The sequence below is a fragment of the Streptomyces sp. NPDC005728 genome (genome assembly GCF_040630895.1).
Lineage (GTDB): Bacteria > Actinomycetota > Actinomycetes > Streptomycetales > Streptomycetaceae > Streptomyces.
Map to the genome: position 1 here is coordinate 1 of NZ_JBEXYL010000041.1, position 25715 is coordinate 25715.

A 25715-nucleotide genomic window follows, 5' to 3' on the forward strand; every position below is an offset into this window, starting at 1 on the left:
CGGCACATGCAGGTCGAGGGCGACGGTGCCGGTCCGCACGATCCAGAAGCGGTCGGCGCGGTGCCCCTCCTCGAACAGGCGGGCTCCGGCCTCGAAGGAGACCTCTCGGGCGAGGCACATCAGCCGTTCACGGTGTTCGGCGGGCAAGGCCGTGGTCATGGTGGTGGCGGAGGTCATCGCGCCGGCTCCCTTCATGGGCCCTGCTACCAGCGTGAGCGTGTCCGGGCCCTGCCGCCACGGGCCGCTCGGATCCGGCCAGGGCCCTTCGGCCCATGGGAGGCCGTACCTGCCGGGCCGCACGCTGGAGGCAACCGCTGTGGAGGAGAGACACCATGAGCGTCTCCACGCGTATCGCGATCGGCGCCGTCGACGACCCGTCCCGGCACGACGGAGGGGTCGGCAGGGCGGTACTGGACCGCCTGCGCGAGGGGGCACCGGAGTGGCCCTTCCCGCCCGGCACCGTCCTCGCGGAATGCCACGACCTGCGGGCCCTGCTGGAACACGTGACCGCAAGGAGCACCGGTTCGAGCCGTGGCGAGGCCACCGGTGCCTGTGCAGGGCGGTGCGACCGTGCTGGACGGGCGATTCGATACACGGCACACCTCGTGCCGTCCGACCTGGCGATCTGCGGATACTGGCCCCGTCCAGCGCATCCCCGCACTGACGACTGCGGCAGAGGACGAACGGCTCCGTTGGAGGGGCTCAACGCCTTGGCACGATGCCGCCGTCGGAACTCAGGACCAGGGGCAGCCGAGGCTGCTGCGACTCGCGTGCGGACGCGGCTGCACGTCGCATCGGGCGCCCGAGCGCCGACGGGCCGGATCGGCCGGGGCGCCGATGGCCGTTTCCGAGGCCATGGGTTCCCCATGACGGGTCGCTCCCGAGGAGTCAGAGTGAAAGGGCGCGCGGAAGGGAACCGAGCGTCCGCGACAACGGCATATGGCTGCCCCGACGCGAGCGCGCGTCCGATCCGGTTGAGCCCGGCTACAGCACAAGGAGAGGGTCGTGGTGGAGAACCCTGAGGTGCGGACCCTGATGGACACCGGGCCGTACTCGGTGAGTGAGGACGAGACGCTGCTGATGGCCTGGGAAGTCCTGGAACGGTCGGGACAGCGAGCGCTGCCCGTGGTCCGCGGGGACGGTTGCTGTGCGGGCGTGCTGAACCGGGCTGAACTCGCTGTGGCCTGCACCGGGGCTGCGCTGTCCGGTGGAAGGGTGCGCGATCTCGTGCACTCCCGTCGGACCGCCAGGATCCACCCCGAGGAGTCCCTGTCGCACGCGGCAGCCGTCATGACGGAGGAGGACACGGACGCCCTGCCGGTCACAGACTCGCATGGACGGCTCGTGGGGCTGCTCACGGCACGGGACTACGTGGCCGCCGCCGCAGGCCTGCAGCATCGCGCAGGCGCGGTTGCCGAAGGGCCCGCACGTGTCACGCTGCCCGGACTGCCACCGGAGCCCGGCGCGCGCGAACACGGAATCACCATTCCGTAGTGGTGCTGGTGACGTTGGGGCCGGTCGTACCCCGGAATCGGGACGGGTGGCCCAAGCCGAGGTCGGCACTGGTCGAGCACTTTGGAAGCAAGCCTGGTCAGGGAGGTGGGGTCGGTGGCGAATGTGTTGCTGGTGGAACTGAGGGACATCGAGCTGCCGGCGGACCTGAAACGGGCGATGGCCCGCCATGCCGAGGTGGGGTGGGGCAAGCGCGCCGAGATCATCGCTGCGAAGGGAGAGGCGCTGAGCGCCGATCGCCCGGCCGATGTCATCAGTGACACCCTGCAACTGTGCCCCCTGCAGGTCCTCGCCGAGGTCGCCGCGGAGGAGAACTCCACCATCGTCTTCCCGGCCCGGTTCATTGAAAGCGTTCGGGCCTTGACCAGGTTCGTGGAGGAAGAGGCCGCCGGCGCGACGAAGCCGTTGCCACGACCGGACAGCTGCGGCGCGTTCCGGGATCCCGCATCACATGCCAGTGCGGCTCAGGTATGAGTCGTGAGTAGTCAGGAAGAAAGGTTGACGTCATGGTCTGGGCATCATGGACGACACCCGGCGTCTTCACCGGCCGCGGCGGCGCTCGCACCGACGAGGCAGGAATCGTCATGGGCGACCTGACCGTTCACACGACGTGGGACGGCAGGGAGGCCGATGTGACGGTTCAGTACACCGGCACCTCCGATTGGTTCACTCTTACCGGAAGCCCGGTTCCCTGCCATTCCGAGCGGCAGAGCAGGGATCTGCATCAGGCGGTGGTGGCGGCCGTCAGGACCGGCGGAGGCGCCACCGTTGCGCAAGTGCAATCCACCACCGCCCCCTAGATCGGGTAGACAGGCCGCCGATGACGTCGGCCTCGGGGGAGGGGTAAGGGGCTCGTCCCTTCGGCCACGAGAGCGACGCCGTCGGTCGGGCGCTCCGGATTTCGGCGTCCCGACGCCGGCGAGGCATTGGACCGGAGTCCTTTTTGACGGCCCACACATCCGTACCCCCGACGCCGAACCCGTGTCGGTGCAGGACAGCGGGCCGAAAGGCTTGACGAGGAGGCGGAAGGTACCCCCCGTTTGGTGCCGGAGCGCGGGCCGATGAGGATCTCCGTGGCCCCCTTGCCGCCACGGTCGAGAAGTTCGGCGCAATGGCGTTGCTGAACTGCATGACTTCGTCGACGTGCAGGTCCCACCGGTCGGCGAACCGCCCCGCCGCGCCCTCGGCTTCGGCCGGATCGCGGACCGGCACGTCGCGGGAGAGGGAACCCGTCATGGCCCGGGAGCCGGCCCGTCCGAAGTCGCTGCCCGCCACCCACACGACCGAAGCGTGAGTACGGCCACCGTGGCGACCAGCACGGTGAGTGACAGCCAGCCTCCGAGGCGGTTCACCGGGGCCTCGGCCGGTGGGAGGCCAGGTGCTTGCGTGCCTCGTCGTATGCGTCGGCATCGATCTCGCCGGAGGCGAAGCGACGGTCGAGGATCTCCTCCGGCATCTCTCTGGGTGCCCAGCCGTGCTCCGTGCCTCCGCCGCGATCGGCGGGGCGCCGGGTGAGGTGGATCACCGCCCACACCACGAGCCCGATCAGCACGATCCACAGCAGCGGCATGAAGGCCATCCAGACCCAGCCGCCGTCCCAATACATCACCGCAGCTCACCTCCTCAGGAGGCTTTCTGCTCCTCATTGTCGGCACGCCCCCGGACCGGTACCAGGGCCGTTCGGCCCCGCTGCAGGACCGAGAGGCGACGGGACGGGGGAGTGCCGGCTACTCGGGAGTGGCCCTCGGCTCGATGAGCCTGCGGGCGGCTTCGACGACCGTCGAGCGGTGCTGAGCCAGCCGCTGCGACGACCAGGACTGCCCGTGCGCCGTCGCTTCGGAGCCCTCGGCGGCCCAGAACCATGCCTGGGCCGCGGCGAGCACCATGGTCAGCTGGCGCTCGCCTGGGTCCAGCACCAGGGCGCGGTCGCCATCCCCGGCACCAAGCGCCGCCGCTACCTGGAGGAGAACGTCGCCGCGACCGAGGTGACCCTCACCGACGCGGACATCGCCGCGATCGAGGCGGTCGCCCCCCACGGCGTGGTCACCGGCGACCGGCCCGCACCTGTGTCGCCGTGGCGTCGGTGCCGTACGCTCGGCACCACTCGTCCTGGGCCCCGCCCTGGTCAGCGCGTCCGCCGAGGTGTCCGATGCGTTGCGCGGATACGGCTCACGTGACGACGGCGGCGTCGACCAGATCGAGGTCGGGCAGGTCGAGCGAGCAGATCCGCTCGGCCTCGTCGGCGGCTATGCCGAAGTGCCGTAGCAGTCCGCGGACGACCACGTCCGAGGACCTCGCGTCGTCGCGGTCGGGCTGGGCGTGCAGCAGCGAGCCCAGGGCCAGTTGGGCGCTGACCGTCATGGCCAGGGCGAGGTCCAGGTCCTCCACGTCGAAGCGCCCGGCGGCCGCCGCGGTACGGATGTCGCGCAGTGCGCGCGGCGCCAACCCACGGTCGGAGTGGGCCACTTCGAGTCCGTGGTTGAGGAGGACTCGGCTGAGCTGCGGGTAGCGGCGGTGCAGGCGGCCCGTCATGCGGAAGCTCTGGGCGTACGCGACGGCCGGGTCGTCGATGTCGGCGGTGAGGCGGTCCATGAGAGCGCCGAACCACTCCAGCGCGTCCTCGACCGCCACCCGGAATAGGTCCTCTTTTGTGTCGAAGTGGTTGTAGAACGTGCCGACCCCTACGTCGGCGAGCTCGGTGATCTCCAGCACCGCGACGTCGGTGCGCCCCTCGGCCAGCAGGCGCTGTGCCGCGCACACGAGGGAGGCCCGCGTCCGCACCCGCCGCTGGTCGGCACGCCGGGGCGCGGTCTTGTCGGCCATCGCATCCTCCAGGCATCCCTACTCGGTCCACCTGCACTCTAGCCGCCCACCCACGTTTCCTGAATATTTCGTCGGTTCTATTGACTGACGTCAGTCTCGGAAGTGACGATTCCTTCAGGAGGTGGTGACCCTGGCCGCGTCAAGGAGCTGGGAGTTCCCCGCACAGTGGCGACGCCTGCGCGAGCCTCGCCGACCCGCTGCACGTCGTCGACTGCATCCGGGGCCTTCACCCCTGAACTCCACTGTCCGCACAGGAGAAGAAATGAGCCGGCCTGTGAAGACCTCCTCCTTCATGGCCCCCGTCTGGTTCCGCGGGGACCTGCCGAGAGCATCGGTGCTCGGTTACTGGGCCGGGCCGCACGCACAGATCGCCGGGCGGCTGCCCAACATGGCCGAGTACGTGCAGCGGCACTTCTCGCCCACCGATCACGGCTACTGGCCGTCGTCTCCCACGGTGGGCACGATCGTCCCCCCGAGCCGGCGCTGCGACGGCGTCGCCGAGGTCCGGTTCCTGAGCACGCCCGCAGCTCTCGGCATGCCGTTGCACATGCGGGAGGTCTACGCCGACGAGCAGAACGTCTTCGAACGGGTCCTCGGGAACGTCACCGGCCCGGGCGGAGGCCGCTGGTGGACCGACGGCCACGACGACGCTGTGGGCCACCGCACGGTTCTGCTGCTGCGCCGGCGCCGCGGGGTGAGCGGCCGGGCGTTCCGGAAGTACGTCCACGACCGCATCGGGCGCGCGCTGTACGAGGCCGGAGCACGCGACCTGCGGACGTACACCTTCCTGCCCTGGTCGCGATTCGTGCACGCCTCACCCGGTGTCTGTCACGACAACCCGACCTTCCGCCGCTACCACGGCGGCGTCGTCATCGGAGCCGACAGCCGCGCCGCGATGGACGAGATGCTGAAGTCCGAGCAGGTCGAGGGGATCGTCGCCGACCAGCAGGGGTTCCTGACGGCCGTGCACGCCTACGCCGTGGAGCGGAGCGTGCCGGTCATCCGCACGACCTGACCTGTCGAAAGGGCGACCGCGTCATCACCGCCGCGGGCACCAGTACAACGGCGGTGACGATCTGTGCCGTTCTCACGCCTCGGCGCTCCTGCGACTGCGACGGTCGGCTCCCAGGCGGGCGTAGTAGTCGACGAGTTCCGGGGCGTCCACCGCGGCGGGCTGGACGACCTGCTCGACCGGAGCCCCCTGGAGCAGCCGTTTCACCGGAACCTCCAGTTTCTTGCCGGTCCGGGTGTGCGGGATGGCCGGGACCTCGAGGATCTCGTCGGGGACGTGGCGGGGTGAGGCGCCGGCGCGGACGGCCTCGCGGATGCGGTTGCGGAGGGCGTCGTCCAGGGAGGAGCCCGCCGCGAGGACCACGAACAAGGGCATCCAGTAGCCGCCGTCCGGTTCCTCCGCGCCGATGACCAGCGCCTCGGTGATCTCGGGAAGGCGTTCCACGACGTCGTGGATGTCGGCGCTGCCGAGACGTACGCCGTTGCGGTTGAGGGTGGAATCCGAGCGACCGTGCACGATCACCGAGCCGTGGCCCGTGACCGTGATCCAGTCGCCGTGCCGCCACCGGCCCGGATACGCCGAGAAGTAGGCGTCCTGGTAGCGGCTGCCGTCGGGGTCGTTCCAGAAGTACAGCGGCATCGAGGGCAGCGGGCGGGTGACGACCAGCTCGCCGACCCGGTCCACGACCGGGAGGCCCTCGGTGTCGTACGCGGCCAGGGCCACACCGAGGTGGGGAGCCGACAACTCGCCTGCCCAGACAGGGGCGTTCGGCGCGCTGCCGGCAAAACCGGAGACGATGTCGGTGCCGCCGCTGATGGAGGCGAGCAGGATGCGGTCGCCGACGTGGTCCCGGACCCACGGGTAGGCGGAGGCCGGCAGGGCGGAGCCGGTGCAGCCGACCACGCGGACCGACGACAGGTCGTGCACGGACGGCTCGATGCCGAACTTGGCCATGCCCAGCAGGTATTGGGGGCTGGTGCCGAAGACCGTGACGCGATGACGGGCTGCCAGCTCCCACAGGACGTCGGGGCGGGCGAACGGCGCCGGGCTGCCGTCGTACGTGCACGGGGTCGCGCCGGTCAGCAGCGTCGAGGCGACCAGGTTCCACATCATCCAGTGCGTGGTCGTGTACCAGAGGAGGCGGTCGCCGGGGCCGAGGTCGGAGTGCAGACCTAGGGTCTTGAGATGCTCCAGCAGGACGCCGCCGTGGCCGTGCACGATGCCCTTGGGCAGGCCGGTCGTGCCGGAGGAGAAGACGACCCACAGCGGGTGGTCGAACGGCACGGCCGTACAGGCGAGTTCCTCCGAGCGGGTGCAGGCGTCCTCCCACGGGACGACCAGCGACGGGTACGCCCTCGACGGCCACGGCAGGCCCATGTGGTCCACCAGCACCGTCGCCTTCAGCGTCGGCAGTGCGCGGGCCAGTTCGAGTGCGGCGTCACGGCGGTCGTGCGTGGTGCCGTTGAAGAGGTAGCCGTCGGCGGCTATCAGTACGGTCGGCCCGAGCTGGGCGAACCGGTCGGCGGCCGCCTGGGGCGCGTAGTCCTGCCCGCACACCGACCACACGGCGCCGAGGCTCGCGGCGGCCAGGAACGCGACGATCGCGTGCGGGGTGTTGGGCAGGTAGCCCACGACCCGGTCGCCCTGGCCGACGCCCAGGTCACGCAGGGTGGCGGCGACGGACGCGACCTGGGCGCGCAGCCGCTTCCCGGTCACCTCGTACGCCGAGCCGGTCTCGTCGAGAGCGACGATCGCCACCTCGTCGTCCGCGAGGTTGCGCAGGGCGTGGTGGGCGTAGTTGAGGGTGGCACCGGGGAACCAGCGGGCGCCGGGCATCCTCTCCTCGGCCAGCACCTGCTCGTACGGGCTGTCCGAGTCGATGTCGAAGTACTCCCACACCGCACTCCAGAAACCCTCCAGGTCGGTGACCGACCAGCGGTGCAGGGCGGTGTAGTCGGCGTCGGCCTCCATGCCCCGGTGCCGGGCCGCCCAGCGGGCGAAGTCCACGATGCGGCTGGCGGCCGCCGCCTCCGGATCGGGCGTGAAGAAGGGGGCCGGGTACGGCGTGTTCATCGCGTCGTGCTCCTCAACAGGCTTGTCTCAACGGTCCGTTGGGCAGGGATGGTGCTTCGTGTGGTGTGCAGCAGGGACGCCCAGGCGGCCGTGTCCGTGAAGTCACGGCCGCCGCACGGGATGACGTCCATCGCCACGCGGTCCGGACGCAGCAGCACGGCGTCCGCCCGGCCCTCGCGCAGCCAGGCGGCGAGACGTCCGTCGTCGCCGAGGCCGGCCACTGAGCGGATCCGGGCGCCGAGACCGTCGGCGACCGCCTTCAGCGAGGGGGAGAGCGGTACGGCGGTCAGGACGGCGAAGGAGTCGCCGAGCAGGTCGTCGAGGCGGGCGCGCCGCCCGTCGGCGCTCACCCAGGGCTGCGGACAGAAGCCGCCCACGAGACCGCGTCCGCCGACGCGGACACGGCGTCGGACCAGCGGCCCCGCGGTCAGCGCCGGGCTGAGGTCACGGACGGCCGCCGTGGTCAGGCCGGGGATGCGGACGGCCGCCCCCAGGACGCCGCGGCGGAGGGCGGCGGCACCGTCCTGGCCGCCGGTCATGGCCCAGCCCATGGCGACCGCGAGTCGGATCACGTGACGGGCGTGGGGCTTGCGTTCACTCTCGTACGTCTCCAACAGGCGCTCTTGCGCACCCTGTCGGAGGACGCGTGCCAGTTTCCAGGTCAGGTTGTAGGCATCGCGCAGACCCGCGCACAGCCCCTGTCCGATGAACGGCGGGGTCAGGTGCGCGGCGTCGCCGAGGAGGAAGACGCGGCCCCGACGCCAGTGGTCGGCGATACGCGCCCGGAAGGTGTACTGAGCCTGCCGCACCACCTGGAAGTCGGCGCCGTGGGCGAGATCCACCCAGGGGGCGACCAGCTCCCGCATCCGCTCGTGATCCGGTTCGGAGTCCTCCGGCAGCCGGAACTCCCAGCGGTAGCGGTCCTCGCCGACGCGCATGAACGTCGTCGGCCGCTGCGGGTCACAGATCTGTTCGACCCCGTCCCAGCAGCGGACCGGAAGGCTGGTGCGCACGTCGATGACCGTCCAGCGTTCCTCGAAGCGCAGGTCCTCCCACGTGGCACCGATGGCGTCGCGGATGAGGCTGTTGGCGCCGTCGCAGCCGAGGACGGCGTCCGCCCGCAGCAGGTGTTCGCCCTCCTCGTCGCGGTAGGTCACGCGGACCGGCCCGTCGCCGTCCTGCTCGACGCCGACGACCTCCACCCCGCTGCACAACACGGACTGCGGGGTGCGGGCCAGGGCGTCGCGCAGCACCCGCTCCAGTTCGGGCTGGTCGAACATGCTGGTCTGCGGGAAGCCGTGCGCCCCCTGCGCGGCACGCAGGAACTCGGCCATCACCCGGTGCCGGGCGTCCAGCAGGCGCAGCCCCCGGGCGGGGCGGGCGACGGCGGCGAACTCCTCGTCGACCCCTGCGGCCTGGAGGATGCGGCGGACCTCGTCGTCGGTGGCGACGGCGCGCGGCAGGGGGTAGACATCGGGGTGGCGTTCGAGGACGACGGTCCTCACGCCACGCCGGGCCAGCAGGAGGGCGGCGGTCACGCCCACCGGCCCGGCTCCGACAATCACCACGGGTACGTGTCCCGGCCCGGGCACGGTCTCCCGTGGTCCGGCGGCCTGGTCGACGGTCATGTGCGGCTCACTTCGGGTGTCGGTTCGCGTCGGTCAGTTCGCGTCGGTCACGGGGGTGCGCTGTTCGCCGAGGTCGATGCGCCCGTCCGGCGTGGCGATGGTGGCCCTCACGTGGTCGCCCGCGTGCAGGTAGTGCGGGTTCCTGGCCTGGCTTTTGAAGAACGCCTTCCACTTCGTCGCGGGTGGCAGCAATGAGCCGATCTTCTCGACCGCCTTGGGCGGGGCCTTGAGGGCCGTGCCGCCGGGGGTGCCGGTCAGCAGCAGGTCGCCGGGATCGAGGGTCTGGAACCGGGCGAGCAGGGTGAGCGCCTGCGCCGGGCGGACGATCATGTCGGCGAGGGTACGGTCCTGGCGCAGGTCGCCGTTCACGCTCAACTTCAGCCGCAGGTCAAGGAGATGGGCGAAGTCATCCGGCTCCAGCAGGGCGAGGTACGGGCCGGTGGGCGTGAATGTCGGGTACGACTTGCTCTCGTAGAACTGCGTCCTGGTCAGCTGGATGTCCCGGGCGCTGACGTCGTTGGTGATCACGAGCCCGGCGACGTACGAAGCCAGGTCCCGCTCCTCGACCACGGTGCCCACGGGCAGGGGTGCCCCCATGACCAGGCCGAGCTCGACCTCGTAGTCGAGGAACTTCACGTGGGCGGGCCGGATGATGCTCTCGCCCGGGCCGCTGACCGAGCCGGACGCCTTGCGGAAGAAGGCGGGCGGGATGTCGCCGGTGAAGCCCGAATCGCGGGCGTGGCTGCGGTAGTTGACCATCTGGGCGACCACGCGGCAGGGGGTGGTGACCGGGGAGAGTGCCACCAGGTCGGCGACAGGCGTCCCCGTGGCACCCGAAGGAGTCGCTGCCCGGACGGCCTCGCGGTCCGCCAGGAGTTCGGCGGTGGTGACGGCCTTGGTGTCGATGCGGACGGCGCGCGCTTCGCGCACGACCCACCAGCCGTCGGCGGTACGCAGGACGTTGGTGCTCATGTCAGTGCCTTCATCCGAGGGGTGGGGAGGGTCAGGAGTTCGCGGCCTTCAGCAGGCCGAACAGGCGCGCCGGGTCCATCTCGTTGTCGCCGCGCAGGGCCTGGATGACATCGCGGACCCGTTGCGGGGAGGGGCCGGTGCCGAGGAAGTCGCGGGTGGCCGGGGGACCCCACTGGGCGAGGCCGCTCGTGGACATGGGTGCCCAGCCGGGCTCGACGTCGCAGGAGAAGAGGTCGCCGTCGGCGAAGTGCTCCAGCATGAAGTGGTCGGGGTCGCGCCAGTAGTCGAACAGCTGGCTGCCCTGGATGTGCCGCCCGATGCCCCAACTTCGCCTGTATCCACGCTCGTTGAGATACTCACCGCCGGCCGCGATCGAGTCCAGGTCGGTCACCTGGTAGGCGGAGTGGACGTAGCCGTTGCCCGGGCCCAGGTACATGGCCAGCGTGTGGTGGTCGACGGCCAGGCCGCCCCGGTCGCAGCGGATGAACGCCATCGTCGGGCCGCGGTCGCGCTGGCCGTCCAGGAAGAGGAAGTCGGACACGATCATTCCGAGCGTGTCCAGGTACCAGTCCAGGGCACGGGCGAACACCCGGGTCTCCAGGACCACATGACCCAGGCGCTGGATACGGGACGGTTCACGCGGAGGCCGCTGCCTGGCGTTCGTACGACGGTGATCGGTGCCGAAGTTGAGCGGCAGCGGCCGCTGCTCGGGCAGCGCCGCCAGTTCCTGGCCGCAGTGCACCACGCGCACGGGGAGACCCGACGGGTCGAGCAGGTTCACGATCTTGCCGCCGCCCGGAACATCCGCGTCCCGTACGTCCGTCCCGGTCGCCCGGGCGAGCCGGTCCAGGTCCGCCCGTTCTGCCGCACGGAACGCCGGGCCGATGAAGCGGGAGGCGCGTCCCTCGCGGATCACCAAGCACGGCGAGCCCGCGAAGGTGCCACGCAGCCACAGCTCCCGCTCGGTCCGGGCGGCGACCGCGAACCCGAAGTCGCGGGCGAAGACCTCCGCCCGGTCCAGGTCGGGCTTCTCGAACTCCAGCCAGGCCAGGTCGGCGACTTTGACGACGGGGTTCCGGGACCGTCCGGGGTGCTCGCCCCGTAGTGCGCCCTGTTCGCTGTGGAGGTCCTGGTGGGCCGTCCTGACGTCCGTGACGCCGTCTGCGTTGACGCGGGTTTCGGACATGGTGTCCTCCAAGCAACATCGCTGTAATGAGGAAATCATCAGCTTTGACTCTTCGATCGTCAATAGCTGCCATCGGAGAAGGTGATGAATTCGTCAAAGTTGAGCTGATTGATTCATCAGAACTGTGGTGGCCAGGGGCTCGTTGCTAGACTCGCGCGTATGCCGACGTCAGCCCCGCCCCGTAACCGATTCGAACGGCGCCGCGCCGAGACCCGCCAGGCGCTCGTCCGCGCCGCCCGGCAGATCCTTGCCGAGACCGGGGACACCAGCGCCAGCATCCAGGCCATCGCCGAGCGCGCCGATGTCGGCTTCGGCTCCTTCTACAACCATTTCGAATCGAAGACGGAGCTGTTCGACGCGGCAGTGAGGGACGCCCTCGAAGAGCTCGGCCAGACCTTCGACGAACACCTGGAAGGCATCGACGACCCGGCGGAACTCGTCGCGGCCGGCTTCCGCCTCAGCGCGCGCCTGGCCGACTCACAACCCGAGCTGATGCAGGTCCTGCGCCACCGCGGACTCGGTCACATCCATTCCGACTCGGGCCTGGCCCCGCGCGCCGTGCGCGACCTGGAGGCCGGCGTGGCCTCCGGCCGTTTCACCGTCGCCGACCCGACGGCCGCGCTGACCGCCCTGGGCGGATCCCTGCTGGCCCTGCTGGAGCTGCGGTTCGCCCGGCCCGAACTCGACGCCGACGCGGCCGCGTCGAACCTGGCCGAGATGCTGCTGCGGATGCTGGGCGTCCCGCCGGAGGAAGCCCACGACGTCGCCCGGCGCCCGCTGCCCGACCTCGACTGAGGAGGGTGTGGCGCTGTGACCAAGCCTGTCGCCCGCGAACCGCTGCGCAGCAACGCGCGCTCCAACCGGGCCCGCATCCTCGCCGCCGCCCGGCAGGAACTGGGCCGGAACCCCGATGTGACCCTGGAGGAGATCGCGCGGGCGGCCGGTGTGGTCCGCCGTACGCTCTTCGGGCATTTCCCGGGACGCGCGGCCCTGTTGGACGCGCTCGCCGAGGAGGCGTCCGAGGCCCTGCGCGGCAGCGTGGCCCGACCACCCGGCGCCGAGGAGACGCCTCCGCGCGCCCTGGCCCGCTTCGTCCTGTCGATCTGGCCCGTCGGAGACCGCTACCGTCTGCTCCTCGCGCTCGCCCGCCAGGACCTGGGCACGGAACGGGTGTCCGAGATCCTCGCCCCGGCCCGCAGCGAGGCGACCGCCATCCTCGAACGAGGTCAGCGCGCAGGCGTGTTCCACGACCACCTCCCGGCGGCGGTGCTCAGCGCCGCCCTGGAAGCCCTGACCCTCTCCCTGCTGGAGAGCGTCAACACGGGGACGTGGGAGGACGACGGGTCGAGCACAGCCGTCGCCACGCTGGTCGCGGCGGGTGTGCCGGAGCGGGAGGCGACCGCGGTCGTCCGGGACGTGGTGTCGGAGAAGCGAGCCGACACCTCCGACGGCTGAGTCCGCACCAGGCGCCCGAGGATCATGCGGACGACGAACTCGGGTGGAACGTGACCGACTTACCGGTGAAGCGGGCGTTGATCCCGTTCTCCGTGGTGGTGACCGACCGCAGGTGCAGGCCCTCGGGGATGTTCCGGAGAGGGACGGGCTCTGTGAGGGCCTTGCCGAGCAGCGCCTTCGCGGGAGGGATCAGCTCGCCCTGGGCGACGCGGACGTCCGTGAAGGCGATGCGGTTGCCGGAGGCCGCCGAGACGGCCGTACTCACGGTCACCTCGCCCACGAGCGGCAGGCTGACCGTCGCGTCGACGCGGCCGGGCTCGTCGCCCTGTGAGATGTCCGCGCCGAGTGCGTCCGACACGTCCTCGTACGACAGGAAGGCGGTCGCCTCGACACTGCCCGCATGGGCTTCGTCGGCGCTCCCCGAGGTCTTCAGCCCGTCGAGACCGACGGTCAGCTTCGTCACCGGCAGCGGCCGGGTCGTTCCGCGGGCAGGTAGGTCGTGGGCGGTGATCTCGACGTGCCGCAGGCTGCCACTCGCCAGCTGCGTCAGTACGGGAAAACCGCTGACGTGCACCGAAGGCCGCTGCGGGGTCGCCATTCCCTCCTGGAACGCTTCGGCCGTGCGGCTCTCCGCGCGGGCCGCGGCAACGCGGTCGACGACGACGGCGCCGACCAGCAACGCCGCCAGGGACGCGACGGCGACGATCTTGCGAAGCCGCCGCGGGGTCGGGGGGCTCGCGTAGACGGCGGCGTCACCGTAGTACGGCTCGCCGACGGGCTCTTCGGTGGACTGGTACATGGCTTTCCTCTCGGGCTGTTCGGGTTGTCCGGGCTGCTTGGATTTCTAGGCGACGACAGGTTCGGGACGGGTGAGCCCACGGACCTGTGCGACGGCGAGATCGCCGTCCGCCCCCACCGCGATCAGGGCGGCCGTCGCGGTGCGTGTGCCGTCGTCGCTCCAGGTCCCGGCGTTCACGCACTCCACGAGCGCCAGCATCAGCCCTTCGAGGGCACGGCTGAGCGGCGCGGGCGGGACGCTGGTGTGGAAGACGCCCTGCCGCTGCCCTCGTTCGATGATCCCCGTCGCCATGTCGCGGGCGGGGCCGAGGATTTGGTTCAGGCGTTCCGCCCCCAGGTCCTGGGGCGTGAGTCTCAGCAGCGTGCGATAGCGGTCGCCGACGGGCCACAGGGCCAGGACGAAGCGTGCCATCGCGGGGACGGCGTCGGAACAGGGGACGGTCACGGCGGTCAGGGCGCGGCGCAGCGCCTCCGCGGCGTCCGCGACGAGCCCCTCGACCAGTGCGGACCGGCCGGCGAAGTGGTCGTAGACGGTGCGGCGCACCACGCCGGCGGCCTCGGCGATGTCGCTGAGGCTGCTGTCGGGATCACGGCCGAGTTCCTGGCGTGCCGCTTCGAGGATGCGGCGCCGGGTGAACTGTGTCTGGCGGCGTCCACCGCCTGTGACGTGCGGGTTGGTCATGTCGGACCTCCGGTCGACGGGGAGGGCGACTCGATATTTGCACATCGGCGGGTAATTAACTAGTCTGCACATCGTTGGGCAAATAACTGCCCTCAGTGCCGTGGCCGTGCCCGCACTGCTCCTGCCGATCCGCAAATCCCCGCACCTGCCCCCTCGCCCCGAGGAGCTTCCGATGCCACTCTTTGTGACCACACCCGTCGAGAAGATGACGGGGCCCTACCCACGGCGGTGGTGGGCCCTCCTGGTGCTGTGCCTGAGCCTGTTGATCGTCGTCATGGCGAACACGTCGCTCATCGTGGCCGCGCCCGGCATGACCCGTGACCTGGGCCTGTCCAGCAGCGACCTGCAGTGGGTCATCGACGGCTACACCGTCCCGTACGCCGCGCTGATGCTCGTCCTGGGCTCGATCGGCGACAAGTACAGCCGCCGCGGCGCGCTGGTCCTGGGCCTGCTGATCTTCGCGGGCGGCTCGGTGATGGGCGGCCTGGTCGACGAGACCGGCCTGGTCATCACCGCCCGCGCGATCATGGGCGTCGGTGCCGCCGTCGTCATGCCGGCCACTCTGTCCCTGCTGGTCGCGATCTTCCCGAGGGCGGAGCGCGCCAAGGCCATCACGGCCTGGAGCGCCACGTCAGGTCTCGCCATCGCCGCCGGGCCGCTGGCCGCCGGCTGGCTGCTGGAGGACCACGCCTGGGGCTCGACCTTCCTGATGAACGTGCCCATCGCCGTTCTCGGCGTGATCGGCGCGCTGGTGCTGGTGCCGCCGTCGAAGGCGGCGGGGATGGGCCGGATCGACTACGTCGGCGGGCTGCTCTCCATCGTCTCCATCGGTTCCCTGGTCTATGCGACCATCGAGGGCCCGCACTTCGGCTGGGGCGCCGGCCCCATCGCCGCGGCCGTCGCCGCCGATGTCGGCCTGCTGGCCTTCGTCGCCTGGGAGCTGCGCCACTCCAACCCCATGCTGAACGTGCGCAAGTTCAAGGAGCGCCCCTTCAGTGGCTCGATGCTCGCAGTGCTGTTCTTCTTCTTCGGCACCTTCGGCTCGATCTACTACTCCACCCAGTTCCTGCAGTTCGTCCTCGGCTACAACGCGCTGGACACCGGCATACGCCTGCTGCCGCTGGCCGCAGCGGTGTTCGCGGGCGCCGCGGTCACCGGCAAGCTGGCCCCGAAGCTCGGCGTGAAGCTGGTGGTGGGCACGGGCATGGTGATCGGCACGGCGGGCGTCCTCCTGCTCACGCGGATCGAGTCGGGTTCCGCGTACACCGACTTCCTGGCGCCCCTGCTGATGCTCGGCTTCGCGATCGGCCTGAGCCTGTCCCCGGCCACCGACACCATCATGGGCTCCTTCCCCGAGTCGGAGCTGGGCGTCGGCGGCGGCGCCAACGACACCGCACTGGAACTCGGTGCCTCCCTGGGCATCGCGATCCTCGGCTCGCTGCTCGCCACGTCCTACAAGGACAAGCTGACCGACCTGGTCGGCGGCCACCTGCCGGCCGCCGCGCTGGACATCGCCAAGGACTCGGTGGGCGGCGGCCTCGCCGTCGCCGGGCAGGTCGCGAAGACCCCGGGCGGCGGACCCCAGCAGGCCCAGACCCTGGTCGCCGCCGTGCACGAGTCCTTCGCCCACGCCATCGCCCAGACCAGCCTCATCGGCGCCGTCATCATGGCCGCCGGAACCCTGATCGTCATCGCCGTCCTGCCCGGCCGGAAGGCCGCCGGCAAGTACCGCCGGAACGAGCCGGCGGCGGAAGCCGACCGGGACGAGGAGTACGCCGACTCCGTCCAGTGACCTGGCCCGAACCCCCGGGACGCTGCCCGGCCTCGTCTCGTCGAGGCCGGGCAGCGGGCGTCGCCCCCGCATACGGGCATCGGGACGCTCGCGCGGCGTACGCCCCCGACGATGCGTACCCCTCCGTACGGCGTAACGTCGTCACTGTGGACGTCGCCGCGGACGCTCTCGTCTCCCGTGCCGCGCATGAGGTCGGCTCGATTGTGGACAGGCTGATCGCCGACGTTGAGGCGTGCCTGCGCAGCTAAGTCCCGGAAATCTGGGCCGACCCGGACGTCGAGCGCATGACATCGGAGAACATCGCCGAGCACATCGTCGGCGCGTTGGCAGCAGCTGCACGCTCGCCCGTGCGGGCCACGTGCTGCCCGCCCTGGTGACCCGGGGCGGCACCGTCGGCACCCTCGACCTGCCACCGTGCCCACCGCTCGGCCTGGGCGGCCTTCCCTTCGAGGCAACGGAGGTCGACCTGCCCGAAGGCAGCCTCCTCGCCCTCTACACCAACGGCCTGATCGAGGCCGGCGACCACGACGTCGAGACGGGCCTCACCCTGCTCAGCCAGGCCCTCGACCAGCCCTCGTCCTCGCTGGAGGCCGCCTGCGACACCGTGCTCGAAACCCTGTTGCCGGCCCGCCCGGACGACGACGTGGCCCTGCTCCTGGCCCGCACCCACGCTCTCGGGGATCTGCAGGTCGCCAGCTGGGACCTGGAGTCCGACCCGGCCGCAGTCGCCGGAGCCCGGTCCAGCGCCTCCCGGCAGCTGAGCACCTGGGGCCTGGACGACCTCGACTTCACCACCGAACTGGTCGTCAGCGAACTGGTCACCAACGCCATCCGCTACGGCCGTCCCCCGTCAGCCTGCGCCTCATCCACGACCGCACCCTCCTCTGCGAGGTCACCGACGCCAGCAGCACCACCCCGCACCAGCGCCGTGCCCGTACCTACGACGAGGGCGGTCGCGGCCTGCTCCTGGTCGCCCAGCTCGCCGAACGGTGGGGCACACGCCACGCCCGGCGCGACAAGACGGTCTGGGCGGAGCTGAACGAGAGTCCGTAACCGGCGTACCGCTCCGCTGCGCGCCCGTGGCATCGTGGTCGCAGGGCGGAGGTGACACCATGACAGATGCCGACCCGGGGCTGTTCGGTCCCTCCTCGGTGACCTGGCAGATGCACGGCGACCCCATGATGTGGGTCGCCGGCGTCCGCGCGCTCTACCTCCAGGCCCTGCACCCCCGTGCCGTCCGGGGCGTCCTGCAGAACTCCGACTTCCGCCGCGACGCATGGGGCCGGCTGATGCGCACCGCGAACTTCGTCGGCACCACGACCTACGGCACCGCGGAGTCTGCCGAGCGGGCCGGCGCCCGGGTACGCAAGATCCACCGGCTGCTCGCCGCGACCGACCCGGACACCGGCGAGCGCTACGGCATCGACGAGCCCGAGCTGCTGCTGTGGGTGCACTGTGCCGAGGTCGACTCCTACCTGCACGTCCTGCGCCGCTCCGGCTTCCTCCTCACCGACGCCCAGGCCGACCGGTACTTTGCCGAACACCGCGTCAGCGCCCGCCTGGTGGGTCTCGACCCGGATGCCGTACCGGCCGACCGGGCGGCGATGGCCGCGTACTTCGAGAAGGTGCGGCCGGAGCTGGCCGCGGGACGCGAGGCACGCGAGGTGGACGACTTCCTCCTCCGCCCCCCTGCGCATCCCCTCCTGGTCCCGGCGCGCGACGTGCTGTGGCGGCGCGTGGCGCAGTTGGCGTACGCCTCCCTGCCTCCGTACGCCCACGAGCTGTACGGCAGACCGGCCCCCGCACCCGACGTCGTCACCCGGCGGCTGCGGGCCACGGGCGCCCTGCTGCGCCGCATTCCCGCACGTCTGCGCTGGCAGCTGCCGCCCAAACACATCCTGCGAGCCATGGCGAGGCTCGGTCCGGGCGCACGACCGGCACCGTACAAACCGGGGCGATAGACCGCCATACTGGACGAGCAGGGGGGTGTGTCACGGATCGGGCCGCGTTCCGCGCGGCCGCGCCACCGTGGCCGGGTCCCCCAGGGGGCGGGGCGGACGGCGACGGGGGCGACGGCGCGCTATGGGGGAGAACAGGCTGATTCAGGGCCGGTACCGGCTGCTCGATCTGATCGGGCGGGGCGGGATGGGCGAGGTGTGGCGGGCCCGCGACGAGTCGCTCGGGCGGCAGGTCGCGGTCAAGTGCCTCAAGCCGCTCGGCCCGCACCACGACCCGTCCTTCACCCGCGTCGTGCGGGAACGGTTCCGCCGGGAGGCCAGAGTGGCCGCCGCGCTCTCGCACCGCGGCGTGACCGTCGTCCACGACTTCGGCGAGTGCGACGGCGTTCTCCACCTGGTCATGGAGCTGCTGGAAGGACACGACCTGAGCCGGCTCCTGGAGGACAACAAGGGGCATCCGCTGCCCGTGGAGGACGTGGTCGACATCGCGGAACAGGTCTCCGCCGCCCTCGCCTACACCCACCGGCAGGGCATCGTGCACCGCGACCTGAAGCCCGCCAACATCGTGCGGCTGACCGACGGCACGGTGAAGATCTGTGACTTCGGCATAGCCCGCCTCGGCCACGACATCGGCTTCACCGCCCGGCTGACCGGCACCGGCATCGCGATGGGCACCCCGCACTACATGTCCCCGGAGCAGATCGGCGGCACCGAGGTCGACCAGCGCAGCGACCTGTACTCGCTGGGCTGTGTGCTCTACGAGATCGCCACCGGGGCGCCGCCGTTCGACCTGGACGACGCCTGGGCGATCCTCATCGGCCACCGCGACACCCCGCCCCGTCCGCCGCGTGCCCACCGCCCCGAACTGCCCGCCCACATCGAGCGGATCATCCTCGACCTGCTGGCCAAGCGCCCCGAGGAACGGCCCTGCGACGCCCGTGAGTTGGGGCGCCGTCTGGCTGCGGCGCGCAGGGCGCCGTCGTACGTGCCGACCGTCGTGACAGCAAGCCCGCAGACCGGGGAGACGGCCCCGCACGGGAAGCGCCTGCCGTCGTGGACCCGGGGCATGACCACCGGCCACAAGGCGGTCGGCACCGGACTGCGCGCCGTACCGCCGGACCCCGGCGCGGCCCTCACCGGCGCATGGACCGCCTGCGCCCCCGTGGCCGTCCTCTCCCGGACCTCGCCTGACGCTGTCGCCGCCCTCACCGCACGGCACCACGAGGGACTCGGCCTGGCCCGGCGCGGCCGCTGGGCCGAGGCGCGCGGGGTCCATCTCGCCGTCGCCGCCGAACGGGCGGCCCTCCTCGGGCCCGACCACCCCGACACCCTGGCCAGCCGCTTCGAGGCCGCCTTCACCCTCAGTCGCACCGGCCGCGCTGCCGACGCGCTGCGCGCCTACACCGGCGTCGCCGAGGCCAGAGCACGCGTCCTCGGCCCCGACCACCCCGACACCCTGGCCGCCCGCCAGGAAACGGCCTATGTGCTGGGGCAGTTGGGCCGCCACTTCGAGGCCCACCAGGGCTACACCTCGGTGCTGGCCGCCCGGATGCGCGGCATGGGCCCCGACCACCCCGACACCCTGCGCTGCCGCCACAACCTCGCCTTCAACCTCAGCCGGCTCGGGCGCCTGGAGGACTCGTACCGCATGGCCCTGGACGTGGCCGCCGCCCGCGCCCGGGTGCTCGGCCCCGACCACCCCGACACCCTGGTCACCCGCTACGAAGTCTCCTACGCGCTCGGTCAGTTGGGCCGCTGGGAGGAGGCGCTGCACACCTACCGTGAGGTCGCCGAGGCCCGCGCCCGGACCCTCGGCCCGGACCACCCGGACACGCTCGCCGCCCGCTACGAGGCCGCCATCAGCCTCGGCCGCCTCGGCCGCAGCGCGGACGCCCTGCTTCTCTACCGCGACCTGATCGAGGACCGCACCCGCGTCCAGGGCGCCGCCCACCCCGAGACCCTGCGGGCCCGCCACGGCCTCGGCGTCAACCTCGGCCGCCTCGGCCGCTGGGAGGAGGCCCTCGCCGAGGCCCGCGACGTGTGTGCGCTGCGCGAGCGCGTCCTCGGCGCCGACCATCCGGACACCCTGGTCAGCCGCCGCGAGGTCGCCGTCGCCCTGGGCTGGCTGGGCCGCTGGACGGACGCGCTCACCGGGTACCGGCTGGTCGCCGCCGCCCGCGAGCGCGTCCTCGGACCCGACCACCCCGACACCCTCGCCAGCCGCAACGACGAGGCCCACTGCCTCGAACAGCTCGGCCGCGGCACCGAGGCCGTGGAGCTGTACCGGAGGGTCGCCGTCCTGAGCCGGCAGCGGGCGTCCGGCGGACACTGACCCGGTCACCGACCCGCGCACCGCCCCGCGTCCCGACCGGCACGCCTCTGGCCGCCGTAGATCATCACGTGTTACGAAGAACCATGCCTGCCAACGAGGGAACCCGGACGTACGACGCCGTCATCGTCGGCGGTGGCCACAACGGCCTGGTCGCCGCCGCCTACCTGGCGCGCGCCGGCCGCTCCGTGCTGGTGCTGGAACGGCTCGGCCACACCGGCGGAGCCGCCGTCTCCACCCGCCCGTTCGCCGGGGTGGACGCCCGTCTGTCGCGCTACTCCTACCTGGTGAGCCTGCTGCCCCCGAAGATCGTGCGCGACCTCGGTCTCGACTTCCGCGTCCGCGGGCGCACCATCTCCTCGTACACCCCCGTGGAGCGCGACGGACGGCCCACCGGACTGCTCGTCGGCGGCGGGGAGGAGCGCACCCGGGAGGCCTTCGCCCGGCTGACCGGCGGCGAGCGCGAGTACACGGCCTGGGAGCGCTTCTACGGCATGACCGGGCAGGTCGCCCAGCGTGTCTTCCCGACCCTCACCGAGCCGCTCCCCAGCCGGGACGAACTGCGCCGCCGCGTCGACGACGACACCGCCTGGCGGGCGCTGTTCGAGGAGCCGATCGGCGTCGCCGTCGAGGAGAACTTCACCGACGACCTGGTCCGGGGCGTGGTCCTCACGGACGCGCTGATCGGCACCTTCGCCGACGCCCACGACGCGTCCCTCGCCCAGAACCGCTGCTTCCTCTACCACGTCATCGGCGGGGGTACCGGAGCCTGGGACGTGCCCGTCGGAGGCATGGGCGCGCTGACCGACGCCCTGGCCGCGGCCGCACGCGCCGCGGGCGCCGTCCTCGCCACCGGCCACGAGGCCGTACGCATCGCCACGGACGGCCGGACCGCCGAGGTCACCTACCGCACCCCCGACGGCGAGGGCGTCGCCGCCGCCCGCCACGTCCTGGTGAACGCCTCGCCGCAGGCCCTCGCGGAGCTGACCGGCGACGCACCTCCCGCTCCCGCCGAGGGCGCCCAGCTCAAGGTGAACATGCTGCTCAAGCAGCTGCCGAAGCTGCGCGACCGGTCGGTCGACCCGCGCGAGGCGTTCGCCGGCACCTTCCACATCGCCGAGGGATACGCCGACCTCGCCACCGCCCACGCGCAGGCCGCAGCCGGTGAGCTGCCGAGCGCCCCGCCGTCCGAGATCTACTGCCACTCGCTCACCGACCCGACGATCCTCGGCCCCGACCTCGTCGAGCAGGGCTACCAGACCCTCACCCTCTTCGGCCTGCACACCCCGGCCCGGCTCTTCGCCCGGGACAACGACGCCGTACGCGACGAACTCCTGAAGTCGACCCTCGCCCAGCTCGACGCCCACCTCGCGGAGCCGCTCGCCGACTGCCTGGCGACGGATGCCGACGGCCGCCCCTGCATCGAGGCGAAGACCCCGCTGGACCTCGAACGCGATCTGCGCCTGCCCGGAGGCAACATCTTCCACCGCGAGCTGGCCTGGCCGTACGCCCAGGAGGGCACCGGCCGCTGGGGCGTGGAGACCCGGCACGCGAACGTGCTGCTGTGCGGGGCGGGCGCGGTGCGCGGGGGAGGGGTGAGCGGGGTGCCGGGGCACAACGCGGCGATGGCGGTGCTGGAGGCGGCTGGCGGCTGAGAGGGGCTCCGCTCAGGCCCGTACGCCTCCCTCCCCCCGCAGGATCAAGCCGGTGACGTAGGACGCGCGATCGCTCAGGAGCCACGCGGCCGCCTGCGCGATCTCGTCCGGGTCGGCGGCCCGGCCCAGTGGTTCTGGGCGGTGAGCCGGTCGATGATGCCGGGGGAGTTCTGCTCCCACTCGTCGACCATCTCGGTGAGGGTGAGCCCGGGGGCGATGGCGTTGACGCGGATGCCCTCCCGGCCGTACGTCATGGCGGCCGACCCGGTGAGGCTGTTGACCGCCCGCTTCATCGCGCCGTACACGGGCAGTTCGGGGTTGGCGGCGAGGCTGCCGACGCTGGAGTCGTTGACGATCGCGCCGCGCCAGGCGGTGGCGCGGATGGCCGCTATCTCGGCCTTCATGGCCAGCCACGGCCCCTTGGGGTCCACGGCGCAGACCCGGTCGAACTCGGCCTCCGACAGCTGGTCCATCGGGCCCGGCGGCTGGATCGTGGCGCCGTTGTTGAAGGCGACGCCGAACCTGCCGTACAACTCCACGGCCCGGTCGACGGCGGCCCGGACACTGTCCCCGTCGGCCAGGTCGCACAGCACGTACTCCGCGCTGCCGCCCGGCCGCCCGGATCTCCGCGGTGACCGCCTTGAGCTGTGCCTCGGTGCGGGCGGCGAGGACCACCCGGGCACCTTCGCGGGCGAACAGACGTCCGGCGGCGGCGCCGATGCCGCGGCCGGCCCCGGTGACGAACGCGACCTTGCCGTCGAGCAGGCCGGTGCCGCTACCCGGACGACCCGGAGCTGACATCGCTGATCGACGAACTCCTCACCGGCAGCGAGGAGTTCGCCCGCCTGTGGGCCGACCACGAGGTGGCCTCCCGGCCCACCCTCCGCAAGACCTTCGACCATCCGCTCGTCGGCCCGGTCACCGTCGACTGCGACGTCCTGGACATCACCGACCAGGATCGACGGGTCGTCATCTACACCGCCACCCCCGGCTCGCCGTCGGACGAGGCGCTGCGGCTGCTGTCCGTCCTCGGCACGCGGCGCATCGGCATACCCGGCTGACGGTACAAGAAATCTGACGGAGCATCAGAAAAGGTCTTCCGTCGTCCGGAGGACTGCGGCATCCTGCGCCCATGCAGACGGAGCTGAGCAGGAAACTGGGAGTCGAGCACGCCGTCTTCGGCTTCACGCCGTTCCCCGCCGTCGCCGCGGCCATCAGCCGGGCCGGCGGCTTCGGAGTGCTCGGCGCGGTCCGCTACACCGCCCCCGGCGACCTCAAACGGGACCTCGACTGGATCGACGCGCACGTCGACGGCAGGCCCTACGGGCTGGACGTGGTGATGCCGGCCAAGAAAGTGGAAGGCGTCAGCGAGGCCGACGTCGAGGCGATGATCCCCGAGGGGCACCGCCAGTTCGTGCGGGACACCCTCGCCCGGCACGGCGTGCCGGAGCTGGCCGAGGGCGAGGCGTCCGGGTGGCGCATCACCGGGTGGATGGAACAGGTCGCCCGCACCCAGCTCGACGTCGCCTTCGACTACCCCATCCGACTGCTCGCCAACGCCCTCGGCTCCCCGCCCGCCGACGTCATCGCCCGCGCCCACGACCAGGACGTCCTGGTCGCCGCGCTCGCGGGCAGCGCCCGGCACGCCCGCAAGCACCAGGAGGCCGGCATCGACATCGTCGTGGCCCAGGGCTACGAGGCCGGCGGCCACACCGGCGAGATCGCCTCCATGGTGCTGACCCCCGAAGTGGTCGACGCGGTCGATCCGCTGCCCGTGCTGGCCGCGGGAGGCATCGGCAGCGGACAGCAGGTGGCTGCCGCCCTCACTCTCGGCGCCCAGGGTGTGTGGTTGGGCTCCATATGGCTGACCACCACAGAAGCGGACCTCCACTCGCCCGCCCTGACCCGCAAGCTCCTCGCCGCCGGATCCGGCGACACGGTCCGCTCCCGGGCCCTGACCGGGAAGCCCGCCCGCCAGCTGCGGACCGAGTGGACCGACGCCTGGGACGACCCGGCAGGGCCCGGCACCCTGTCCATGCCGCTGCAGGGCCTGCTGGTGGCCGAGGCGGTCTCCCGGATCCAGAAGTACGAGGTCGAACCGCTGCTCGGCACACCGGTCGGCCAGATCGTCGGCCGCATGACCGGCGAGCGCAGCGTCCAGGCCGTCTTCGACGACCTCACCCGCGGCTTCGAGCAGGCCGTCGACCGCATCAACCGCATCGCCGGAAGGAGCGGCCAGTCGTGAGCACACCCCCCGCCGGCTTCTGGGCCCAGGCCGCCCAGGATCCCGACCGCACGGTCCTCATCGCCCCCGACGGCGAACAGTGGACCGCCGCCCGCCTGCACGCCGCCGCCAACCGGCTCGTCCACGGGCTGCGTGCGGCGGGCCTCGACCGCGGCGACGCCTTCGCCGTCGTCCTGCCCAACGGCGTCGAGTTCTTCACCGCCCACCTGGCCGCGACCCAGGCCGGGTTCTACCTCGTGCCGGTCAACCACCACCTGGTCGGCCCCGAGATCGCCTGGATCGTCGCCGACTCCGGCGCCAAGGTCCTCATCGCCCACGAACGCTTCGCCGTACCGGCACGGCAGGCAGCCGACGAGGCAGGCCTGCCGGCCACCCACCGCTACGCGGTCGGCACGGTCGAGGGCTTCAGGCCGTACCCCGAACTCCTCGACGGACAGCCCGAGTCCGCGCCCGCCGACCGCACGCTCGGCTGGGTCATGAACTACACCTCCGGTACGACCGGACGCCCGCGGGGCATCCGCCGCCCGCTGCCCGGCAAGCCCCCCGAGGAGGCCTATCTCGGCGGCTTCCTCGGCATCTTCGGCATCAGGCCCTTCGACGACAACGTCCACCTCGTCTGCTCGCCGCTCTACCACACAGCCGTCCTCCAGTTCGCCGGCGCGTCCCTGCACATCGGCCACCGCCTGGTGATCATGGACAAGTGGACCCCGGAGGAGATGCTGCGGCTCATCGACACCCACAGGTGCACCCACACCCATATGGTCCCGACCCAGTTCCACCGCTTGCTGGCTCTCCCGGACGAGGTGAAGGACCGGTACGACGTCTCGTCGATGCGGCACGCCATCCACGGCGCCGCGCCCTGCCCGGACCATGTGAAGCGAGCCATGATCGACTGGTGGGGCACCTGTGTGGAGGAGTACTACGCGGCCAGCGAGGGCGGCGGAGCCTTCGCCACCGCCGAGGACTGGCTCAAGAAGCCCGGAACGGTCGGCAGGGCCTGGCCCATCAGCGAACTCGCGGTCTTCGACGACGACGGCAACAGCCTCCCGCCCGGCCAACTGGGCACCGTCTACATGAAGATGAGCACCGGCGGGTTCGCGTACCACAAGGACGAGGCCAAGACCCGCAAGAACCGCATCGGCGACTTCTTCACCGTGGGCGACCTCGGCCACCTGGACGAGGACGGCTACCTCTTCCTCCGTGACCGCAAGATCGACATGATCATCTCCGGCGGGGTCAACATCTACCCGGCCGAGATCGAGTCCGCGCTGCTCGCCCACCCTGCAGTGGCCGACGCCGCCGCCTTCGGCATCCCGCACGACGACTGGGGCGAGGAGGTCAAGGCCGTCGTGGAACCCGCACCCGGGCACGAGCCGGGCCCGGCGCTCGCCGCCGCGCTGCTCGACCACTGCGCGGAGCGGCTCGCCGGCTACAAGCGGCCCAGGACCGTCGACTTCATCGCCGAGATGCCCCGCGACCCCAACGGCAAGCTGTACAAGCGGCGGCTGCGGGATCCGTACTGGGAGGGCCGCACGCGACCGGTGTGACCAGGCCGTCCTTCCTTCGGGTGAGGAGCGACCGGCTCCGGCCCCACC

Annotated in this window: 20 protein-coding genes and 5 pseudogenes; 15 read left to right on the forward strand and 10 right to left on the reverse strand. The window is 71.7% G+C overall.

What is annotated here, in order from left to right:
• Positions 1 to 177: pseudogene (locus ABZ471_RS25855) on the reverse strand (regulator); the annotation flags it as partial.
• 828 nt (positions 178 to 1005) lie between these two features.
• On the opposite strand from ABZ471_RS25855, the gene ABZ471_RS25860 reads away from it, so the two are divergent.
• The 3 genes from ABZ471_RS25860 to ABZ471_RS25870 all read left to right on the forward strand — a co-directional run bounded on the left by ABZ471_RS25860 (position 1006) and on the right by ABZ471_RS25870 (position 2312).
• Positions 1006 to 1494: a CBS domain-containing protein gene (locus tag ABZ471_RS25860; RefSeq protein WP_359069355.1), complete on the forward strand. Its 489-nt coding sequence runs from the start codon at positions 1006 to 1008 to the stop codon at positions 1492 to 1494.
• Positions 1495 to 1608: 114 nt separating this feature from the next.
• Positions 1609 to 1986, forward strand: a complete 378-nt coding sequence (locus ABZ471_RS25865) for a hypothetical protein (RefSeq protein ID WP_359069356.1) — start codon at positions 1609 to 1611, stop codon at positions 1984 to 1986.
• Between the two features lie 32 nt (positions 1987 to 2018).
• Entirely contained in the window at positions 2019 to 2312 is a 294-nt protein-coding gene (locus ABZ471_RS25870) for a hypothetical protein (RefSeq protein ID WP_359069358.1), read from the forward strand.
• A 548-nt stretch (positions 2313 to 2860) separates the two neighbouring features.
• Here the strand turns inward: ABZ471_RS25870 and ABZ471_RS25875 are convergent.
• Positions 2861 to 3121: an SHOCT domain-containing protein gene (locus ABZ471_RS25875; protein ID WP_359069360.1), complete on the reverse strand. Its 261-nt coding sequence runs from the start codon at positions 3119 to 3121 to the stop codon at positions 2861 to 2863.
• A 277-nt stretch (positions 3122 to 3398) separates the two neighbouring features.
• Between ABZ471_RS25875 and ABZ471_RS25880 the strand changes: the two are divergent.
• Positions 3399 to 3545, forward strand: a pseudogene (locus tag ABZ471_RS25880) (aldo/keto reductase); the annotation flags it as partial.
• Between the two features lie 136 nt (positions 3546 to 3681).
• Here ABZ471_RS25880 and ABZ471_RS25885 read toward each other — a convergent pair.
• Entirely contained in the window at positions 3682 to 4335 is a 654-nt protein-coding gene (locus tag ABZ471_RS25885; protein WP_359069362.1) for a TetR/AcrR family transcriptional regulator, read from the reverse strand.
• 262 nt (positions 4336 to 4597) lie between these two features.
• On the opposite strand from ABZ471_RS25885, the gene ABZ471_RS25890 reads away from it, so the two are divergent.
• Complete coding sequence (locus tag ABZ471_RS25890) at positions 4598 to 5350, forward strand: hypothetical protein (RefSeq protein WP_359069364.1); 753 nt, start codon at positions 4598 to 4600, stop codon at positions 5348 to 5350.
• 72 nt (positions 5351 to 5422) lie between these two features.
• On the opposite strand, the gene ABZ471_RS25895 is transcribed toward ABZ471_RS25890, so the two are convergent.
• From ABZ471_RS25895 to ABZ471_RS25910, 4 genes are read right to left on the reverse strand one after another with little or no spacing between them, the layout of a single operon-like run.
• Complete coding sequence (locus ABZ471_RS25895; RefSeq protein ID WP_359069366.1) at positions 5423 to 7420, reverse strand: acetoacetate--CoA ligase; 1998 nt, start codon at positions 7418 to 7420, stop codon at positions 5423 to 5425.
• Complete coding sequence (locus tag ABZ471_RS25900; protein WP_359069368.1) at positions 7417 to 9048, reverse strand: bifunctional 3-(3-hydroxy-phenyl)propionate/3-hydroxycinnamic acid hydroxylase; 1632 nt, start codon at positions 9046 to 9048, stop codon at positions 7417 to 7419. Before ABZ471_RS25900 ends, ABZ471_RS25895 begins: the two co-directional genes overlap by 4 nt.
• 33 nt (positions 9049 to 9081) lie before the next feature.
• Entirely contained in the window at positions 9082 to 10020 is a 939-nt protein-coding gene (locus ABZ471_RS25905) for a fumarylacetoacetate hydrolase family protein (RefSeq protein ID WP_359069370.1), read from the reverse strand.
• Between the two features lie 31 nt (positions 10021 to 10051).
• Positions 10052 to 11206, reverse strand: a complete 1155-nt coding sequence (locus ABZ471_RS25910; RefSeq protein WP_359069371.1) for a VOC family protein — start codon at positions 11204 to 11206, stop codon at positions 10052 to 10054.
• A 159-nt stretch (positions 11207 to 11365) separates the two neighbouring features.
• Between ABZ471_RS25910 and ABZ471_RS25915 the strand changes: the two genes are divergently transcribed.
• Both ABZ471_RS25915 and ABZ471_RS25920 read left to right on the forward strand, forming a co-directional pair.
• Positions 11366 to 12001 carry a TetR family transcriptional regulator gene (locus ABZ471_RS25915; RefSeq protein ID WP_359069373.1) on the forward strand — a complete coding sequence of 212 codons (636 nt, stop codon included), beginning with the start codon at positions 11366 to 11368 and terminating at the stop codon, positions 11999 to 12001.
• Between the two features lie 15 nt (positions 12002 to 12016).
• Complete coding sequence (locus ABZ471_RS25920) at positions 12017 to 12661, forward strand: TetR/AcrR family transcriptional regulator (protein ID WP_359069374.1); 645 nt, start codon at positions 12017 to 12019, stop codon at positions 12659 to 12661.
• Positions 12662 to 12683: 22 nt separating this feature from the next.
• Here ABZ471_RS25920 and ABZ471_RS25925 read toward each other — a convergent pair whose 3' ends face one another.
• Positions 12684 to 13460: a DUF2993 domain-containing protein gene (locus ABZ471_RS25925; RefSeq protein WP_359069376.1), complete on the reverse strand. Its 777-nt coding sequence runs from the start codon at positions 13458 to 13460 to the stop codon at positions 12684 to 12686.
• Between the two features lie 45 nt (positions 13461 to 13505).
• The gene (locus ABZ471_RS25930; protein WP_359069377.1) at positions 13506 to 14141 is read right to left on the reverse strand and encodes a TetR/AcrR family transcriptional regulator; all 636 of its coding nucleotides are present in this window, start codon (positions 14139 to 14141) and stop codon (positions 13506 to 13508) included.
• 172 nt (positions 14142 to 14313) lie between these two features.
• On the opposite strand from ABZ471_RS25930, the gene ABZ471_RS25935 reads away from it, so the two are divergent.
• The 5 genes and pseudogenes from ABZ471_RS25935 (at position 14314) to ABZ471_RS25955 (ending at position 21875) form a co-directional block, all read left to right on the forward strand.
• Positions 14314 to 15933 carry an MFS transporter gene (locus ABZ471_RS25935; RefSeq protein WP_359069378.1) on the forward strand — a complete coding sequence of 540 codons (1620 nt, stop codon included), beginning with the start codon at positions 14314 to 14316 and terminating at the stop codon, positions 15931 to 15933.
• A gap of 334 nt (positions 15934 to 16267) precedes the next feature.
• Positions 16268 to 16986: pseudogene (locus tag ABZ471_RS25940) on the forward strand (ATP-binding SpoIIE family protein phosphatase); the annotation flags it as partial.
• Between the two features lie 59 nt (positions 16987 to 17045).
• A complete protein-coding gene (locus tag ABZ471_RS25945) occupies positions 17046 to 17894 on the forward strand; it encodes an oxygenase MpaB family protein (RefSeq protein WP_359069380.1) in 849 nt (282 codons plus the stop codon).
• 121 nt (positions 17895 to 18015) lie between these two features.
• Positions 18016 to 20223 carry a serine/threonine-protein kinase gene (locus tag ABZ471_RS25950; protein ID WP_359069381.1) on the forward strand — a complete coding sequence of 736 codons (2208 nt, stop codon included), beginning with the start codon at positions 18016 to 18018 and terminating at the stop codon, positions 20221 to 20223.
• 83 nt (positions 20224 to 20306) lie between these two features.
• Positions 20307 to 21875 carry an NAD(P)/FAD-dependent oxidoreductase gene (locus ABZ471_RS25955; protein ID WP_359069382.1) on the forward strand — a complete coding sequence of 523 codons (1569 nt, stop codon included), beginning with the start codon at positions 20307 to 20309 and terminating at the stop codon, positions 21873 to 21875.
• 12 nt (positions 21876 to 21887) lie between these two features.
• Here the strand turns inward: ABZ471_RS25955 and ABZ471_RS25960 are convergent.
• Positions 21888 to 22676: pseudogene (locus ABZ471_RS25960) on the reverse strand (SDR family oxidoreductase).
• Here ABZ471_RS25960 and ABZ471_RS25965 point away from each other — a divergent pair.
• The 3 genes and pseudogenes from ABZ471_RS25965 to ABZ471_RS25975 form a co-directional block, all read left to right on the forward strand.
• Positions 22649 to 22936 (forward strand): annotated as a pseudogene (locus ABZ471_RS25965) (transcriptional regulator); the annotation flags it as partial. The pseudogenes ABZ471_RS25960 and ABZ471_RS25965 overlap by 28 nt on opposite strands.
• A 71-nt stretch (positions 22937 to 23007) precedes the next feature.
• Positions 23008 to 24120 carry a nitronate monooxygenase family protein gene (locus ABZ471_RS25970; RefSeq protein ID WP_359069384.1) on the forward strand — a complete coding sequence of 371 codons (1113 nt, stop codon included), beginning with the start codon at positions 23008 to 23010 and terminating at the stop codon, positions 24118 to 24120.
• The gene (locus ABZ471_RS25975) at positions 24117 to 25667 is read left to right on the forward strand and encodes an acyl-CoA synthetase (RefSeq protein WP_359069386.1); all 1551 of its coding nucleotides are present in this window, start codon (positions 24117 to 24119) and stop codon (positions 25665 to 25667) included. Before ABZ471_RS25970 ends, ABZ471_RS25975 begins: the two co-directional genes overlap by 4 nt.
• Positions 25668 to 25715: the final 48 nt, after the last annotated feature.